Origin of the sequence: Streptomyces sp. Y2F8-2, assembly GCF_014905555.1 — a bacterium.
GTDB lineage: Bacteria > Actinomycetota > Actinomycetes > Streptomycetales > Streptomycetaceae > Streptomyces > Streptomyces cynarae.
The window spans coordinates 320,003-336,007 of the sequence record NZ_BNGS01000001.1; the positions used below are offsets into that span (position 1 = coordinate 320,003).

14 protein-coding genes and 1 pseudogene are annotated in these 16,005 nt (G+C 69.6%); 7 read left to right on the forward strand and 8 right to left on the reverse strand.

What is annotated here, in order from left to right; translation table 11 throughout:
- Positions 1-166: 166 nt before the first annotated feature.
- Positions 167-601 carry an Rrf2 family transcriptional regulator gene (locus SY2F82_RS01455; protein WP_200417073.1) on the reverse strand — a complete coding sequence of 145 codons (435 nt, stop codon included), beginning with the start codon at positions 599-601 and terminating at the stop codon, positions 167-169.
- A 154-nt stretch (positions 602-755) separates the two neighbouring features.
- Here SY2F82_RS01455 and SY2F82_RS01460 point away from each other — a divergent pair, with 154 nt between their 5' ends.
- The 4 genes from SY2F82_RS01460 to SY2F82_RS01475 all read left to right on the forward strand — a co-directional run bounded on the left by SY2F82_RS01460 (position 756) and on the right by SY2F82_RS01475 (position 6,545).
- Complete coding sequence (locus tag SY2F82_RS01460) at positions 756-1,505, forward strand: DUF3105 domain-containing protein (RefSeq protein WP_200417074.1); 750 nt, start codon at positions 756-758, stop codon at positions 1,503-1,505.
- Positions 1,502-2,131, forward strand: coding sequence for a DUF305 domain-containing protein (locus SY2F82_RS01465; RefSeq protein WP_200417075.1), 630 nt, complete (start codon positions 1,502-1,504; stop codon positions 2,129-2,131). The genes SY2F82_RS01460 and SY2F82_RS01465 overlap by 4 nt, the downstream gene beginning before the upstream one ends.
- Positions 2,132-2,430: 299 nt before the next feature.
- Complete coding sequence (locus tag SY2F82_RS01470; protein WP_200417076.1) at positions 2,431-4,371, forward strand: protease pro-enzyme activation domain-containing protein; 1,941 nt, start codon at positions 2,431-2,433, stop codon at positions 4,369-4,371.
- A gap of 125 nt (positions 4,372-4,496) precedes the next feature.
- Entirely contained in the window at positions 4,497-6,545 is a 2,049-nt protein-coding gene (locus SY2F82_RS01475; RefSeq protein WP_236041037.1) for an NAD(+) synthase, read from the forward strand.
- A gap of 24 nt (positions 6,546-6,569) precedes the next feature.
- Here the strand turns inward: SY2F82_RS01475 and SY2F82_RS01480 are convergent, their stop codons facing one another.
- Positions 6,570-6,848, reverse strand: coding sequence for a DUF397 domain-containing protein (locus SY2F82_RS01480; RefSeq protein WP_200417077.1), 279 nt, complete (start codon positions 6,846-6,848; stop codon positions 6,570-6,572).
- A complete protein-coding gene (locus tag SY2F82_RS01485) occupies positions 6,820-7,683 on the reverse strand; it encodes a helix-turn-helix transcriptional regulator (protein ID WP_236041039.1) in 864 nt (287 codons plus the stop codon). The genes SY2F82_RS01480 and SY2F82_RS01485 overlap by 29 nt, the downstream gene beginning before the upstream one ends.
- A 134-nt stretch (positions 7,684-7,817) precedes the next feature.
- Here SY2F82_RS01485 and SY2F82_RS01490 point away from each other — a divergent pair, with 134 nt between their 5' ends.
- Positions 7,818-8,042, forward strand: coding sequence for a hypothetical protein (locus SY2F82_RS01490; protein WP_200417078.1), 225 nt, complete (start codon positions 7,818-7,820; stop codon positions 8,040-8,042).
- Positions 8,039-8,452, forward strand: coding sequence for an ATP-binding protein (locus SY2F82_RS01495; RefSeq protein ID WP_200417079.1), 414 nt, complete (start codon positions 8,039-8,041; stop codon positions 8,450-8,452). The genes SY2F82_RS01490 and SY2F82_RS01495 overlap by 4 nt, the downstream gene beginning before the upstream one ends.
- A gap of 102 nt (positions 8,453-8,554) precedes the next feature.
- On the opposite strand, the pseudogene SY2F82_RS38595 reads toward SY2F82_RS01495, so the two are convergent.
- A pseudogene (locus SY2F82_RS38595) lies at positions 8,555-9,932 on the reverse strand (hypothetical protein); the annotation flags it as partial.
- A 327-nt stretch (positions 9,933-10,259) separates the two neighbouring features.
- Between SY2F82_RS38595 and SY2F82_RS01500 the strand changes: the two are divergent.
- Positions 10,260-10,859, forward strand: coding sequence for a hypothetical protein (locus SY2F82_RS01500; RefSeq protein WP_200417080.1), 600 nt, complete (start codon positions 10,260-10,262; stop codon positions 10,857-10,859).
- 200 nt (positions 10,860-11,059) lie between these two features.
- On the opposite strand, the gene SY2F82_RS01505 is transcribed toward SY2F82_RS01500, so the two are convergent.
- The 4 genes from SY2F82_RS01505 to SY2F82_RS01520 form a co-directional block, all read right to left on the reverse strand.
- Positions 11,060-12,274 carry an MFS transporter gene (locus tag SY2F82_RS01505; protein ID WP_200417081.1) on the reverse strand — a complete coding sequence of 405 codons (1,215 nt, stop codon included), beginning with the start codon at positions 12,272-12,274 and terminating at the stop codon, positions 11,060-11,062.
- Between the two features lie 99 nt (positions 12,275-12,373).
- Positions 12,374-13,408: an endonuclease/exonuclease/phosphatase family protein gene (locus SY2F82_RS01510; RefSeq protein ID WP_200417082.1), complete on the reverse strand. Its 1,035-nt coding sequence runs from the start codon at positions 13,406-13,408 to the stop codon at positions 12,374-12,376.
- Between the two features lie 205 nt (positions 13,409-13,613).
- Positions 13,614-14,243, reverse strand: a complete 630-nt coding sequence (locus SY2F82_RS01515) for a TetR/AcrR family transcriptional regulator (RefSeq protein WP_200417083.1) — start codon at positions 14,241-14,243, stop codon at positions 13,614-13,616.
- A 93-nt stretch (positions 14,244-14,336) separates the two neighbouring features.
- A complete protein-coding gene (locus SY2F82_RS01520) occupies positions 14,337-15,926 on the reverse strand; it encodes an MFS transporter (protein WP_200417084.1) in 1,590 nt (529 codons plus the stop codon).
- Between the last annotated feature and the right edge of the window lie 79 nt (positions 15,927-16,005).

A 16,005-nucleotide genomic window follows, 5' to 3' on the forward strand; every position in this document is an offset into this window, starting at 1 on the left:
GACTTCGCCCGGGCGTCGGCGCAGACGGGGAAGCCTGTCCCGCCGGGCGCGGCGGGGCAGGAGAGCGGCGACCGTACCGCTCGGAGGCGGTCGAGTCCGGCGACGCTTGCATCGTGTGCGGCAGTCCACAGGCACGGGACGAGGTCGAGACCCCGGCCATTCGCCGTCACAGCGCTGAGGGCATACCGAGAAGCAGCGGCCCCGTCGGCGCCGCCACCACGTCCTCGACCGTCACCGGGTCCAGCGAGGCGAAGAAGGCCTCCTGGGCCCGGCGCAGCGCGCCCCGCAGCCGGCAGCCGGTGTGCAGGGGGCAGGGCGCGGCGCCCTCGCAGTCGACGACGTCGCCGTCCCCCTCGAAGCGGCGCACGACCGCGCCGACCGACGCCGTCCGCCCGGCCTCGGTGAGCGTGAGCCCGCCGCCCCGGCCGCGGCGGGCCTCGAGGAGCCCCATGTGCGTCAGTTCGGCCACGACCTTCGCGGTGTGGGTGTACGGCACGTCCATGGCCCCCGCGACCTCGCGGGTCGTGGGGCTGGAGTCGCCCGCGACGGCGAGCCGCATCAGGACCCGCAGCGCCAGGTCGGTGGAGCGCAACAACCGCATGCCGTCAGCGTAGATAATGCGCATCTGGGCTTCAAATTATTCGGCGGGAAGGCCGCCCCCTCGGCCATTCGGGTGGTCCGGCCTAGGTCCAGGGACTGGCGCCCCACTACGATCAGCCGTCCCGAAGGTCCCTTTTCCCCTCGAAGGACGCGCCATGGGCTCCGCCCCCACCCCTGGTTCCGCCGAGCGCAAGGCCCGCATGGAGCAGATGCGCCGTGCGGAACGCGCACGTGAGCGCCGCAACCGCATCCTGACGATCGCGGCGAGCGTGGTCGTCGTCGCCGGTCTCGTCGTCGGCGGGGTGGTCCTCATCGACTCGCAGTCCGGGAGCAAGGCGTCCGCGGCGAGCGGCTCGAAGGACTCGGCCGGCGGCTCCAAGGGCTCGGCGAGCGGTTCCAAGGGCTCGGCGAGCGGCTCCAAGGGCTCCGCGAAGAGCGCGGAGGACTCCGGCCACTTCGTCACCGGCAAGGACGGCGTGCGGATCTGGACGGGCAGGCTGTCCCGCAACCACGTCACCACGAACGTGCCCTACCCGATGCGCCCGCCCGTCGGCGGCGACCACAACCCGGTCTGGCTGAACTGCAACGGCGACGTCTACACCGAGCCTGTCAGGGACGAGAACGCCGTGCACTCGCTGGAGCACGGCGCGGTGTGGGTGACGTACTCGAGCAAGGCGTCGAAGGCCGACGTCGCCGCGCTCGCGGCGAAGGTGAGGAAGACCCCGTACACGCTGATGAGCCCCTACGAGAACCAGGCGAGCCCGATCATGCTCACGGCCTGGGGCCATCAGCTCTCCGTGCAGAGCGCCGGCGACCCGGGCGTCGATCGGTTCCTCGCGACCTACGTCCAGGGCGAGCAGACGCCGGAGCCGGGTGCCTCGTGCACCGGCGGGACGATGCGGTGAACCGGCACATCGGCTGGATCGCCGGGGCCGCGGCGGCGGCGCTCGTCGCGACGGGCGCGATCACGTACGCCGTCGCCGAGGACGGCGGGACGGGGAGCGTCCGGGTGCCCGCCGCGGACTCGGCGGACGCCGGCTTCGCTCGGGACATGGCGGTCCACCATCAGCAGGCCGTCGAGATGTCGTACATCGTGCGCGACCGCACCGGGAACGAGGAGGTGCGCCGCCTCGCGTACGACATCGCGCAGACACAGGCCAACCAGCGCGGCATGCTGCTGGGCTGGCTCGACCTGTGGGGGCTGCCGAAGGTGTCCTCCGAGCCGCCGATGACGTGGATGGGCATGGGCGGCATGGCCTCCGGCGAGGACGGCGCGCTGATGCCGGGCATGGCGACCGACACGGAGCTGAGGAAGCTGGGCGAACTCAGCGGCAAGCAGGCGGAGATCCTCTACCTGCAACTGATGACCGACCACCACAAGGGCGGCATCCACATGGCCGAGGGCTGTGTCGCCAAGTGCACGGTGGCCGTGGAGAAGAGGCTCGCGCAGGGCATGGTCGACGCACAGCGGTCGGAGATCGACCTGATGACGACGATGCTCGAGGAACGCGGCGCCGAGCCACGCACCTGACGCCACCGATCTGCATACAAGTCGACAAAGCGGCATCGAACGGAGTCCACCGCAAGGGCATCCCGGGAATCGCAACCTTTCCGCAACATACGGGGAACACCCAAATCCACCCAAACCCCAAGTGGCCGCGACCACTTGGGGTTTCCTTGGCCTTTTCATTCCCCTGGCATGAATCGTTCATCGACAGAGTGACCCCCATCGTGTGATCCATACGGTCGGCCGAACCGCCGCGGGCCGGCACGCGGACCGCATGACGTATCGACCACTACATGCATGCGAACCGCATCGCAGGGGGTTCTATGAGATCCAACCGCGCCAAGATGCGCGCTGTGAGCATGGCAGCAACACTGCCCATGATCGCCGGCGCGCTGGCGCTGGGCATACCCGCGGCGCACGCCGCGGGCAGCCCCGCTCGTGACGTACTGCAGGGCACCAAGCCCGCGTGGGCGACGGCCACGGCGGACAAGGGCGCGACCTCCGACAGCGCCCAGGTCTCCGCCCGGGTCTACCTCGCCGGCCGTGACGCGCGCGGCCTGGCCGCCTACGCGAAGGCCGTCTCCGACCCGCACTCGCCGTTGTACGGCAAGTACCTGAGCGCCAAGCAGACGCAGGCGCGCTTCGGCGCGACCAAGGAGCAGGTGGCCGCGGTGAAGTCGTGGCTGAAGGCGTCGGGCCTGACGGTCACCGCCGTCACGCAGCACTACGTCGCCGTGACCGGTGACGTGGCCGCCGCCGAGAAGGCGTTCGGCACGCAGCTGCACAACTACGCCAAGGGCGGCAAGACCTACCGTGCGCCCTCGAAGGCGGCCACCGCTCCGGAGAGCCTGAAGGGCGCCGTCCTGACCGTCACCGGCCTGGACAACGCCCCGCACAAGGCGAACCACGACGACCAGCTGCCGCCGCCGGAGACCGTCTTCCGCAACTCCGGGCCGTTCTCCTCCTACTACGGCTCGAACACCGCGACGACGCTGCCGGAGGCGTACGGCCACGAGATCCCGTACGCCGTCAAGGGCTACACGGGCAAGCAGCTGCGGGCCGCGTACGGCGCGGGCACCCGCACGGGCAAGGGGGTGCGTATCGCCATCACCGACGCGTACGCCTCCCCGACCATCGCCTTCGACGCGGCCACCTACGCGAAGAAGCACGGCGACGCCGCCTGGACCACCGGCCAGCTGCACCAGGTGCTGCCGAACCAGTACACCAAGACCAAGGAGTGCTCGGCCGCGGGCTGGTACGGCGAGGAGACGCTCGACGTCGAGGCCGTGCACGCGGTCGCCCCGGCCGCGAACGTCACCTACGTCGGCGCCGCCTCCTGCTACGACGACGACCTGCTCGACTCGCTCAGCAAGGTCGTCGACAACCACCTGGCCGACATCGTCTCCAACTCCTGGGGCGACATCGAGGCCAACCAGACCCCGGACCTCGCGGCCGCCTACGACCAGGTCTTCCAGTTCGGCGCGGTCGAGGGCATCGGCTTCTACTTCTCCTCCGGCGACAACGGCGACGAGGTCGCCAACACCGGTACGAAGCAGGTCGACACCCCGGCCAACTCCGCCTGGGTGACCGCGGTCGGCGGAACCTCGCTGGCGGTCGGCAAGAACGACACGTACAAGTGGGAGACCGGCTGGGGCACCGAGAAGGCTCTGCTGTCGAGCGACGGCAAGAGCTGGGCGGGCTTCCCCGGCGCGTTCACCTCGGGCGCGGGCGGCGGCACCAGCAAGACCGTGGCGGAGCCCGACTACCAGAAGGGCGTCGTCCCGGACGCGCTGGCGAACGCCAACAACGCGACCGGCAACCGCGTCGTCCCGGACATCGCGGCGATCGCCGACCCCAACACCGGTTTCCTGGTCGGCCAGACGCAGACCCTGCCCGACGGCAAGACGCAGGCGTACGACGAGTACCGCATCGGCGGCACCTCGCTCGCCGCGCCGGTGATCGCCGCCGTCCAGGCGCTGGCCCAGGAGGCCCGCGGCGGCCAGCCGATCGGCTTCGCCAACCCGGAGATCTACGCCAGGTACGGCTCGAAGGTGTACCACGACGTCACGGACAACCCGACGGGCTCCGGTCTCGCCGTGGCGCGCGTCGACTTCGTCAACGGCTACGACGCCACGGGCGGCATCGCCACCTCGGTCCGCAGCCTCGGCAAGGACAGCTCGCTGAGCGCGGTGAAGGGCTATGACGACGTGACCGGCGTGGGCTCGCCCGCTCCCGGCTACGTCGAGTCGTACAAGCGCCGCTGAGGTACCGCCGGTAACGGCACCTTGAGGGGGCGCGGGGTGGGTCCACCCCGCGCCCCTTCGCCGTGCGTGAGGTGGCACACACCCCGCACCACCCATCGCGTCGCTCTGACGATTACACTGGGCCCGTGCCTCCCTTGAACTTCTGGTCGATCTATCAGCACGGCTTCGCACGCGTCGCCGCGTGCACGGGTCACACCGTCATCGCGGACCCGCAGGCCAACGCCGAAGCGGTCCTGCGCCACGCGCGCCGGTGCGCCGGGGAGGGGGTCGCCGTCGCCGTCTTCCCGGAGATGGTGCTGAGCGGCTACTCGATCGAGGACCTGCTGCTCCAGGACGCGCTGCTCGACCAGGTCGAGGAAGCGCTTCAGGAGGTGGTGACCGGGTCGGCGGATCTGCTGCCGGTCCTGGTCGTCGGTGCCCCGCTGCGCCACCGCAACCGGGTCTACAACTGCGCGGTCATCGTGCACCGCGGCCGCGTCCTCGGTGTCGTGCCCAAGTCGTACCCGCCGAACTACCGGGAGTTCTACGAGCGCCGGCAGATCGGCGACGGCGCCGACGAGCGCGGCGGGTCGATCCGGGTCGGCGGCGAGACCGTGCCGTTCGGTGTGGATCTGCTGTTCGCGGCCGAGGACGTCCCGGGTCTCGTGCTGCACGCGGAGATCTGCGAGGACATGTGGGTGCCGGTGCCGCCCAGCGCGGAGGCGGCCCTCGCCGGTGCGACCGTCCTGGTCAACCTCTCGGGCAGCCCGATCACGGTCGGGCGGGCCGAGGACCGCAAGCTGCTGTGCCGCTCGGCGTCCTCCCGCTGCCTCGCGGCGTACGTCTACGCGGCGGCCGGCCTCGGTGAGTCGACCACCGACCTGTCCTGGGACGGACAGACCATGATCTACGAGAACGGCGTGCTGCTGGCCGAGACGGAGCGGTTCCCGCTCGGCGACAGTTACGCGGTGGCCGACGTGGACCTCGACCTGCTGCGGCAGGAGCGGCAGCGCATGGGCACGTTCGACGACAACCGCCGTACGCACCGCGCGCGGACCGGCGACTTCCGGACGGTCACGTTCGAGCTCGAGCCGCCGCTCACCGACCTGGGGCTGCGCCGCCGCCTGGAGCGCTTCCCGTTCGTGCCGGCCGACCCCGAGCGCCTCGCCCTGGACTGCTACGAGGCGTACAACATCCAGGTCGAGGGCCTACAGCAGCGGCTCGCGGCGATCGGCGGCCCGAAGGTCGTCATCGGGGTGTCCGGGGGCCTGGACTCCACGCACGCGCTGATCGTCGCGGCGCGCGCCATGGACCGCGCCGGCCGCCCGCGCAGCGACATCCTGGCCTTCACGCTGCCCGGTTTCGCCACCAGCGACCACACCAAGGACAACGCCCACAAGCTGATGAACTCGCTCGGCGTGACCGCGGCCGAGCTGGACATCACGCCCACCGCGCGGCTGATGCTGAAGGAGATGGGCCACCCGTTCGCCTCCGGCGAGCCGGTGTACGACGTCACCTTCGAGAACGTGCAGGCGGGCCTGCGCACGGACTATCTCTTCCGGCTCGCCAACCAGCGCGGCGGCATCGTGCTGGGCACCGGCGACCTGTCGGAGCTGGCGCTCGGCTGGTCCACGTACGGCGTGGGCGACCAGATGAGCCACTACAACGTCAACGGCGGGGTGCCGAAGACGCTGATCCAGCACCTGATCCGCTGGGTCATCAGCAGCGGCCAGTTCGACGAGGAGACCGGCAAGACGCTCGCCGCGATCCTCGACACCGAGATCAGCCCGGAGCTGGTGCCGGGCGAGGAGATGCAGTCCACCGAGTCCAAGATCGGCCCGTACGCGCTGCACGACTTCACGCTCTTCCACGTGCTGCGCTACGGCTTCCGGCCGTCGAAGATCGCCTTCCTGGCCTGGCACGCCTGGCACGATGCCGAGGCCGGCGCCTGGCCGCCGAACTTCCCCGAGGCCAAGCGGGTGGCGTACGACCTGCCGGAGATCCGGCACTGGCTGGAGGTCTTCTGCCGTCGTTTCTTCGCGTTCGCGCAGTTCAAGCGGTCCGCCATGCCGAACGGGCCGAAGGTCTCGGCCGGCGGTTCGCTCTCCCCGCGCGGCGACTGGCGAGCGCCGTCCGACAGCAACGCGCGGGCCTGGCTGCGGGACCTCGCCCGCCTCGACGCCCCGGAGAAGTGACGGTGACGGCCCCTGGGCCCCGGTTCACCTCTTCAGCGACGCGATGAAGGGGGCCCAGGCGGCGGCGGTGAGGACGAGGACGGGCCCGTCGGGCACCTTGGAGTCACGGACGGGGACGAGGCCGGGGATGTTGTCGGCTACCTCGACACAGTTGCCGCCGTCACCATTGCTGTAGCTCGACTTGCGCCAGAGGGCGGCGCCGGGGAAGTCGCTGGCGACTTCTACGCATTCCCCGCCGTCACCGTTGCTGTGGCTGCTCTTGAACCAGAGCGCATCACTCAAGTCGACCGGGTTGCTTGCCATTTCGGTAATCCTCTGCGGCGGCCTTGATCATGGCGAGGGACGTGTCTGGTGACAGCGCGACGGCCCTGAGCCGATCGTATGCCTTGCGGTACTGCTTCACGAGGGCCGGATCATCGATGGTGTCGCCGCTGTAGGACGCCTCGGTGTAGATCAGAGGCGGAGCGTCCGGGAACGTCATGACCATGATGGAGGCGGCCATCAAGGGGTACGCGCCGCACGTCCGCGGAACGATCTGCGGAGTGATCCGCCGCCGCTCGGCCAACTCCACGATCCGCTCGAGCTGTTCAGCCGTCTCGGGCGGCGAGAGGATCGGGTCCGCGATCAACGACTCGTGCAGGATCGCCCAGTACTCCGGGGTGGAGTGATCATCCTCGAAGAGACGGGCGCGCGCGAGTCGGGCGGTCACCTTCTCCTCGACCCACTCGTCGGAGGCCGCCGGGTGGGCCGACCGGACCAGCGTCCGAGCGTACGGGGCGGTCTGGAGCAGCCCGGGGAAGATGATGGGGGACCACAGCTCGATGGAGTCCGCGTACTTCTCCGCCTCCAGGGCCTTCTCGAAGTACGCGGCATGCGGCCCTCGCCGCGCCTTCCGCACATCCTCGCAATGCCGCTCGAAGAACCCGTCGGTCTTCAGTACCCGGTCCGCATGCCGGGCCAAGTCCAACGGCATCCGCCGCTCCCCGCGCTCGATGTCGCTGAGGTAGGTCTTGCCGTAGAAGCTGCCTTCGAGGAACGCTTCGAGCGACAGCCCCGCCGCCTCCCTCTTCCACCGCAACTCCTTGCCGTAGAAGGTGGGGACGCTCATCGAGCCGTCGATGTCCCTACGCCGTGCCACGTGCTCACCGCCATAACTCACCGCGCCGTTTCCGCTGTTCGCGTCGCGGACGCGAACGCCCTTCCACGCTAGTAAGCAGGGCGACACTCTGTGAGGTGTTCGTCACACATCGCACAGAAGGCTGCCATCTCCCCATGCCCGACCCCTCCCCCACAGCCCACGACGTCACCCTCTGCGTCGAGGACCTCCGCGCCGCCCTCGCCCTGCACGGCATCACGCTGCCTTCCCTGGGCGTCGACCTGCCGAGCTTCGCGAGCACGTACGCACCGCCCGCCGGCCTCGTAGCGCTCGGGAACTGCAACACGGACACGGCCCACGCGCTCGCCACCGCCCTCCGGAAGACGGCGGCCGAGCGATGACCTTCGAACTCGACCTGCTCGCCACCCCCAAGGCCGTACCCGAACTGCGCCACCACCTTCGTGCGCTCGACTTCGAAGTGCGCCTGTGCGTCACGGAGTTGCTGACCAACGTCATCGACCACCTCGGCGAGGGCACCCCGGTGACCGTCCGCGTCACCGGCACGCCCCACGGCCACACCCGCGTCGAGGTCACCGATCCGGACCCACGCGCACTGCCAACGCTCCTGTCCGCCACCGGAACAGCCGAGTCCGGCCGCGGTCTGACCCTGGTCGACCAGCTCTCCCAGCGCTGGGGCGTGGATCAGGGAGCGGACCGCAAGACGGTCTGGTGCGAGCTGGCCGAACCGGAGCAGCGGCCTGTCACCGGGAACGGGAGAGCTGTTCGCGCACCCATGCGGGATCGCGGTTGACGTGCGGCCGGCCGGCACAAGACTCGCGATGCCTCCCTCAACCCGAGCGAAACCATGTCTGACCAGCAGAAACAAGGGATCACGTTCGGTTGGGATCGGCTTCTTACGTTCATACACTGTCACCCTGCGGCCGCGGATCTGTTCGTCAGCCACCGGGGTGAAGTACTGGCGCAGGATTGTGGTCTTCATTTTGTCGCGGTCGGCTGTCACCGGGCGAGCCACCCGAGATGCGTCCGTCACCAGGAGGACTCGGTGCTCGGCGAGGATCGCGGCGCGTATGCGATGTGGGGCCGACTCAATGCCTTTCAACGTGCCGGATGCTTCCGGTGTCTCCGCGAGGGCTATGTCCCTCAAGCCCGCGAAGGCCTCCGGGCAGACGGACTTGGTGTCGCGGCGGGCTGAGGGGACAAAGAGCACCGCATCCCCGGTCTGCCTCAAGTGCCTTACGTCCGACGCAACAGCCAGGACGTCGTCCACCCGGCTAGCCGGGGACCGCTTGGCCAGTGACTGCGGCAGCAGGGCCGGCATTGCCAGCGCGAGCACTGCGGGAAGCACCCATTTCGCTGCTGCCGGGAGGCGGAGTTCGACCGCCTGTACCGCGGAGCCGACGGCCGTACCGATCAGCAGTGCCAACCCCAGCATGCTGTAGAGGATGTAGCGGTCCAGGAAGATCGGTTGAATCAGGGACAGCGCGATGAGGCCCAGTTGCGGCACCGCCAGCAGCGGCAACCCCACGGCCGCCGACGACAAGCGACCCGCCCGAGAGCGATCCAGCAGTGCGCCGGCACCGCCGATCGCCAGCAGTACCCCCGGGCCGATCAGCATGTGCCACGACAGCGGTGGGATCCAGGACAGCTGCGCGGACTGGCTCCGGCTGAACACGATCAACGGCAACACACCGACGCTGGCGCACCCGGCTGCCACCGCCCAGCGGGCGAGGACTCCACGCTCGGCACGGGTCCAAAGCAAGGTAGCCAGGTGTGCCGCGAGGATCATGAGGGAGAGCCAGTTCAGCAGGCTCACGAGAAGCACGGCCGCGCCGTAGCCGGCCCAGTGGCGCGTCCTGACCGGCCGTTGGAGGGCTGTTATGAGGAACAGCGTCGAAACCCCGGCTCCGGCCGCCACCAGCGCGTATGACCGACCTTCCTGGAGATAGAACTGCACGGTCGGCAGCAGCGGCAAAGCCATTCCGCCGGCTAGGTCCGCCCGCCACCCGGCGGCCGATGACGGCCACACAGGCCGCTGCCACAGCCGTGGCCAGCACTGACGGCAGACGGAGGGTCGTGGTGCTGGGGCCGAAGCACTCGAACAGTAGATGCATCAGCAGGTAGTAGAACCCATGGACCACGTCGACGTTCGCCAGCATGTGCCAGATCTGCACTGTCGAGCGTTGGGCCACCTGCCAAGTCGCGGCCTCGTCCCGCCACACACTGTCCTGCCGTGACAACCCCCACAGGCCGAGGGCGAACGTCCACAGCATCGGCAGCAGCCACACGAGACCGGCGTGGTGCGAGCGGGTCGGTATTGCAGGCGGACTTACGAACCAGGGAAAGCGGAACGCCGTCTCTAACTTTTGGCCGGTCGGCATGGAGAAGGGCTCCCGAAGCGGTAGTCGATGAGGGCTGGCCGCCAGGAGTTACCTACCGGCCGTGGACCGTACGGACCCGGCCCCGGCCCCGGCGTGATCGCTACCCTGACGGGTCCGTGAAGGTGGCAACGCGTACTACATCAAGCTCATGCGAGCCAAAGGACACCCGGACGGCTTCTACGTACAGACTTGCCATCCGAAGTGAGGAGACAGGACACGATGCCACGCTTCACGGAGTTCGACTTCGGCGTGTCCTGGGTGATGCACTTCTTCCACCAGGACTGGACCTACGAAGGGGACACCGCTGCCGACGTCGTCGCCAAGCACCTTGCGGAATCGGCCGACGAAGACTCCCTGGCAGTACGCCGTGACGCGCTGATTCTCGGCAACCTTCCGTCCCCGACGCTGGAGGTCTTGTGGGAAGCCGGATCACAGTACATGCCGAGCTTCGAGCGCCTGGGAGGCGGAGCTGAGTGGACGCGGACGGTCGTCGATCTGTGTGACGCCCGACTGTCCGCGAACGCGGAGGTGTGCCCCCTCACGGGGGCGAACACCGAGGACGGCACGGCCTACCTCGACGCGGTCCTCGCCGAGATCGAGGGCGCACCGTTCCTGGCGGCCGAGGTGCGTGCGGCGCTCACCGACTGCGCGCGCCGCTGCACCCCGGACGTGGCGTTCCGGACGCTGCTGAGAGCGATCAGCTGTGCTCCCGACGCCTCACTCTCCGTCGAGCAGTACACAAGGCTGGAAGCCATCGGATCGGCGCTCCAGTACGGCGAATACGTCGTCGACTACGTCAGGTACCTGGTCGAACAGTAGGAGCAGAACGAACGGCGTTCCTCTCCAGGACCACATCGAGGAGGAACGCCGTCCGGCTCCGGCGGGGCCTCCGTCCGCAGACGGCAAGCCCACGTGACGCACCCCGCCCCCACCACCCCGCCGCTCCCTTGCTCCCGCAGCGGATCCAGTCGGTTCGAGCCCCGAGTCAGATCGGGGACCCGGTGGCGGAGCTCCCTGGGTCAGGGATGCAGGGCGCCGGACTGCTCGGGTACGTGGGTGGCGACCACCCGGCCCACCCGGACAACCTCCCGCCGCCGGTCCACCGCGTAAGCCACCCCGGCCACCGCCAGCCCCAGCACCGCGAGCCCCGCGCCGGCCACCGCCGGAGACGTCACGCCGAAGCCCGCGGCCAGCGCGAGGCCGCCGATCCACGCTCCGCCCGCGTTCGCCAGGTTGAACGCCGCCTGGTTCGCCGAGGAGGCCAGCGACGGCGCCGCCGACGCCTTCTCCATGACCATGAGCTGGAGCGGCGACCCGGTGACGAACGCCGCCATGCCCAGCAGGGTGACCGCCAGGGCCGCGCTCCACTCGGCGCTCATCAGGAGCGGGAAGAGGGACAGGACCGCCGCCAGCGACGTCAGGCCGCCGAACAGCGTGCCCCGCAGCGAGTGGTCCGCCAGCCGGCCGCCCACCAGGTTGCCGATCGTCGCGCCCACGCCGAACAGGGCCAGCAGGAGCGTCACGCTCGAGTCGGCGTAGCCCGCCGCGTCCGTCAGCATCGGCGTGACATAGCTGTACGCCGAGAACAGCGCGCCGAAGCCCGCCACCGTCGTCCCCAGCGCCAGCCACACCGGCAGCGAGCGCAGGGCGGCCAGTTCGCCGCGCAGGCCGCCGGCCGCGGCGTGGGTGTGGTCGTGCGGGATCAGCAGGAAGAGGGAGGCGATCGCGGCCAGGCCGATCGCGCTCACGCCCAGGAACGTGGCGCGCCACCCCAGGTGCTGGCCCATCAGCGTGGCCACCGGCACACCCGCGACGTTCGCGACCGTCAGGCCCAGGAACATCAGCGAGACCGAGCGGGCCTTGCGCTCGGGCGCCACCAGGTTCGTGGCGACGACCGCGCCGACGCCGAAGAACGCCCCGTGCGGCAGCCCGCTCAGGAAGCGGGCGGCCAGCAGCCAGTCGTAGCCGGGCGCCAGCGCCGAGAGGGCGTTGCCCAGCACGAACAGGGCCATCAGGCCGATCAGGACCGTGCGCCTGGACATGCGTGCCGTGACCGCGGCGAGCAGTGGCGCGCCGATCACCACGCCCAGGGCGTACGCCGAGACCAGGTGCCCGGCGGTGGGGATGGATATGTGCAGGTCGTCCGCGACATTGGGCAGGAGGCCCATCATCACGAACTCGGTTGTTCCGATGCCGAAGGCGCCCACGGCGAGGGCGAGCAGGGCCAGGGGCATGAAGTGCCTGTGCCTTTCCAAAACGGGGTTCCGTACGTCGTCTGCGATTCGTATGTTCACGTACGGAACAAAGTCTGGCAGGCCCAGTATTCCGCGGGGTTAAGACGTGGTGACGTTCACACGTGCCGCCACCGGCAGATGGTCGCTCCCCGTCCTCGGCAGCGTCCAGGAACTCACCGGCTCGATGCCCTTGACCATGATCTGATCGATCCGCGCCATCGGGAACGACGCCGGCCAGCTGAACCCGAAACCGCTGCCGGCCGCGCCCTGCGTGGAACGCATCTGGGAGGTGACGGCGTTGAGCGCCCGGTCGTTCATGGTGCCGTTCAGGTCGCCGAGCAGGATCACCTTGCTCAGCTTCTCCTCCGCGATGGCCTCCCCGAGCGCGTCCGCGCTGGTGTCCCGCTGCCGCGCCGTGAACCCGGCCGCCAGCTTCACCCGCACGGAGGGCATGTGGGCGACGTAGACGGCGACCTCGCCCTGCGGCGTGTCCACGGTGGCCCGCATCGCCCGCGTCCAGCCCAGTTTGATGTCCACGGGCTCGACCCCGCTCAGCGGGTACTTGCTCCACAGCCCGACCGTGCCCTGCACCGAGTGGTACCGGTACGTCGACGCCAGCGCCCGCTCGTACACCGGCACGGCGGACGCCTTCAGCTCCTCCAGCGCCAGCACGTCGGCCCCGGACGCGGCCACGTCCCGGGCGGTGCCGGACGGGTCGGGGTTGTCGGCGTTCACGTTGTGCGTGGCGACGGTCAGGTCGCCGCCGCTGCCGCTCTTGTCGCCGAGCAGCCCGCCGAAGAGGTTCAGCCAGACCGTCACGGGCACCAGCACCGCGATCAGTGCCGTCGCCGACTTCCGCAGCAGCGCGAGGATCAGCAGCAGCGGCACGCCCACGATCCCGAGCCACGGCAGGAACGTCTCCGTCAGGGAGCCGAGGTTTCCGACCCTGTTGGGGATCCGCGCGTGCAGCAGCATCACCAGTGCGAGGACCACCGCGAGCGCGGCCAGGACGATGCCGCGGCGCCAGATGCCGCGGTCACCGCGCAGAGCGTCGTACAGGCGCCGGAGCCGGGATCCTCTGCGGCCCGGCCCCGTGCCGCCGCCACCCGTCTCCGTCATGTACGCCTGCGCCATACCGTCGCCTCACACCTTGCCGTGCACACCGTCGTCCCCCCGCGCTAACGACCCTAGGGGATGATCGGCTCCGTCCCTGCCGCCCCATGGCGGCCGTACGCGCACGAGGACGAACGAGGCGGCGTCCGAAGTTCCGAACGGGGGTTCCTGAGGGGCCTTCTGTGACGAAACGCGCACATACGCGCGGGAAATCGGCACGGGGGCGTTACGATCTGACGGGTCGTAGGCCTTCCAGGGTCGTGTCGACGATCCGCTCGCTCAGGCCCTCCTCGAGCGGTGCCTCGGGGCGCAGCAGGGAGCGTACGAGCATGGGGGCGACCAGCATGTCGTTCATCAGATCGATGTCCACGTCCGTGCGCAGCTCGCCGTTCCGCTGTCCACGGCGCAGGATGTCGAGGCCGAGCCGGCGCCGGGGTGCTATGACGGTCGCGTGATAGGCGGCCCAGATCTTGGGGCTGGACTTCATCTGCGCCTGCACGTTGCGCAGGATTGCCGAGGAGCGGCTGGCGAGGGCGCGCTGCCGCAGCCACTCCAGCAGCACGACCAGGTCGTCGCGCATCGAGGTGCCCGGCAGTTCGGGGTCCTCGGGGTCGGCGGCGCGCAGGACGTCGACGAAGAGGTCCTCCTTGTTGTTCCACCGCCGGTAGATGGTGGCCTTGCCGACGCCCGCGGTGCGGGCGATGCGCTCTATGGAAAGGTCGGCGAGGGACACGCCGTCCTCCATGAGCTTCATCACCCCTTCGATGATGGCCCGTTCGACGGCCTCGCTGCGCGGACGTCCGCGTACGGGCCACTCCTGCTGCTGGGTCCGGGGCCTGCTCTCGGCGAGGCTCACGTTCGACTCCGTCCTTGGCCGGCGGTGGGATCTTCCCCCGCTGTCTGTCGTCAACGGGCACCCGGCTGTCCGAGTGCCCGTCTTGACGCACCGTCAGTGATCGGCCGCGACCAGTTCCGGCTCCTCCGTGCCGGTCCGCGCGGCCGCCTTCCCGGGCAGGAACAGCGCGACCACCACGGCGCCGAGCACCGCCACGCCCGCGCCCCACAGCGCGGTGACGTGCATGGCGTGCAGGAAGGCGTCGTTGGCCGGGGAGACGAGCGCCCTGCCCTTCGGGCCGAGCTTCGAGGCGACGCCGAGGGTCGCCTCGATGGACTCGCCCGCGGTGTGGCGTACGCCTGCCGGCAGGAACGTCAGCTTGTCCTGGATGCCGTCGCGGTACGACGTCGACAGGACCGAGCCGAGCACCGCGATGCCGAGCGCGCCGCCCACCTGACGGAAGGTGTTGCTGAGCGCGGACGCGGAGCCGGCCTTCTCGCGGGGAAGGGCCTGCATTATGACGACGCTGGTCGGGGTCATGATGTGCGCCATCCCGGTGCCCATCAGGAAGAACAGGACCTCGAGGATCCAGATGGGCGTGTCCGCCGTCAGGGCGGCGAACGCGGCGAGCATCGCGGCGATGATGAGCATGCCCGCGGTGGTGGTGGCCTTGTTGCCGAACCGGTCGACCAGCAGCCGGGCACGCGGCGCGAAGATCAGCTGTGCGGCGGCCAGCGGCAGCAACAGCAGACCGGCCTGCAGCGGCGAGTAACCGCGCACGCTCTGGGTGTAGAAGACGGAGAAGAAGGTCACGCCCATCAGCGCGAAGAAGACCAGGGAGATCGCGGTGACGGCCGAGGAGAAGGCCTTGTTCTTGAAGTAGCCGACGTCGATGGACGGGTGGTCGCTGCGCTTCTCGAACACGACGAAGAGCGCGAGGACGGCGAGGCCGGCCAGTATGGTCCCGATCACCTTGGTGTCGGTGAAGTCGGCGAGCTGGCCGCCCTTGATGATGCCGTAGACGAGCAGGACCAGGCCGACGACGGACAGCACGACGCCGATGGGGTCGAGGCGCCCGGGGTTGGGGTCGCGGGAGTCGGGGACCAGCCAGATCATCAGGGCGAGCGCCAGGATCACGATCGGCACGTTGATCAGGAAGACGGAGCCCCACCAGAAGTGGTCGAGCAGCACGCCGCCGGTGATCGGCCCTATGGCGATGGCGAGGCCGACGCCGCCGGCCCAGATGCCGATGGCCTTGGGCTGCTCGTCGCGCTCGAAGACGTTCATGAGGACGGCGAGCGTGGCCGGCATCACGAAGGCCGCGCCGAGGGCCATGAGGGCGCGGAACGCAATCAGCTGATCGGGTGAACCGGACTCCGCGGCGAGCGCCGACCCCGCGCCGAACACCACGAGACCGGCCAGCAGCGCCTTCTTCCGGCCCAGACGGTCGCCCAGCAGCCCCGCGGTGAACAGCAGCCCGGCGAAGACGAGCGTGTAGGCGTTGATGGCCCACTCCAGCTCGCTCTGGGTGGCGCCGAGGCCGATCGGCGCGGGGGTGGAGATCGTCTTGATGGCGACGTTCAGGATGGAGTTGTCGAGCACCACGATCAGCAGGCTGAGCATCAGCGTGCCGAGGATGGCCCACCGGCGCCGGTGCACGGCATCGGGCACCCGCCGTTCGACAGGGGCAGCAGGGGTAGTCATATGAGCGAGCCTAGGCGACTTCCGATACGGAACCGTCTCGTATCGGAAGTCTTTACGGACTCCTTAAGAAGAGACCTGT

Bases quoted from the DNA above. Each gene is read 5' to 3' on its own strand.
- SY2F82_RS01495 (WP_200417079.1), top strand. From the start codon at position 8,039: ATGACCTTCGAACTCGACCTGCTCGCCACCCCCAAGGCCGTACCCGAA.
- SY2F82_RS01470 (WP_200417076.1), top strand. From the start codon at position 2,431: ATGAGATCCAACCGCGCCAAGATGCGCGCTGTGAGCATGGCAGCAACA.
- SY2F82_RS01520 (WP_200417084.1), bottom strand. From the start codon at position 15,926: ATGACTACCCCTGCTGCCCCTGTCGAACGGCGGGTGCCCGATGCCGTG.
- SY2F82_RS01510 (WP_200417082.1), bottom strand. From the start codon at position 13,408: ATGGCGCAGGCGTACATGACGGAGACGGGTGGCGGCGGCACGGGGCCG.
- SY2F82_RS01455 (WP_200417073.1), bottom strand. From the start codon at position 601: ATGCGGTTGTTGCGCTCCACCGACCTGGCGCTGCGGGTCCTGATGCGG.
- SY2F82_RS01505 (WP_200417081.1), bottom strand. From the start codon at position 12,274: ATGCCCCTGGCCCTGCTCGCCCTCGCCGTGGGCGCCTTCGGCATCGGA.
- SY2F82_RS01460 (WP_200417074.1), top strand. From the start codon at position 756: ATGGGCTCCGCCCCCACCCCTGGTTCCGCCGAGCGCAAGGCCCGCATG.
- SY2F82_RS01480 (WP_200417077.1), bottom strand. From the start codon at position 6,848: ATGGCAAGCAACCCGGTCGACTTGAGTGATGCGCTCTGGTTCAAGAGC.
- SY2F82_RS01490 (WP_200417078.1), top strand. From the start codon at position 7,818: ATGCCCGACCCCTCCCCCACAGCCCACGACGTCACCCTCTGCGTCGAG.
- SY2F82_RS01500 (WP_200417080.1), top strand. From the start codon at position 10,260: ATGCCACGCTTCACGGAGTTCGACTTCGGCGTGTCCTGGGTGATGCAC.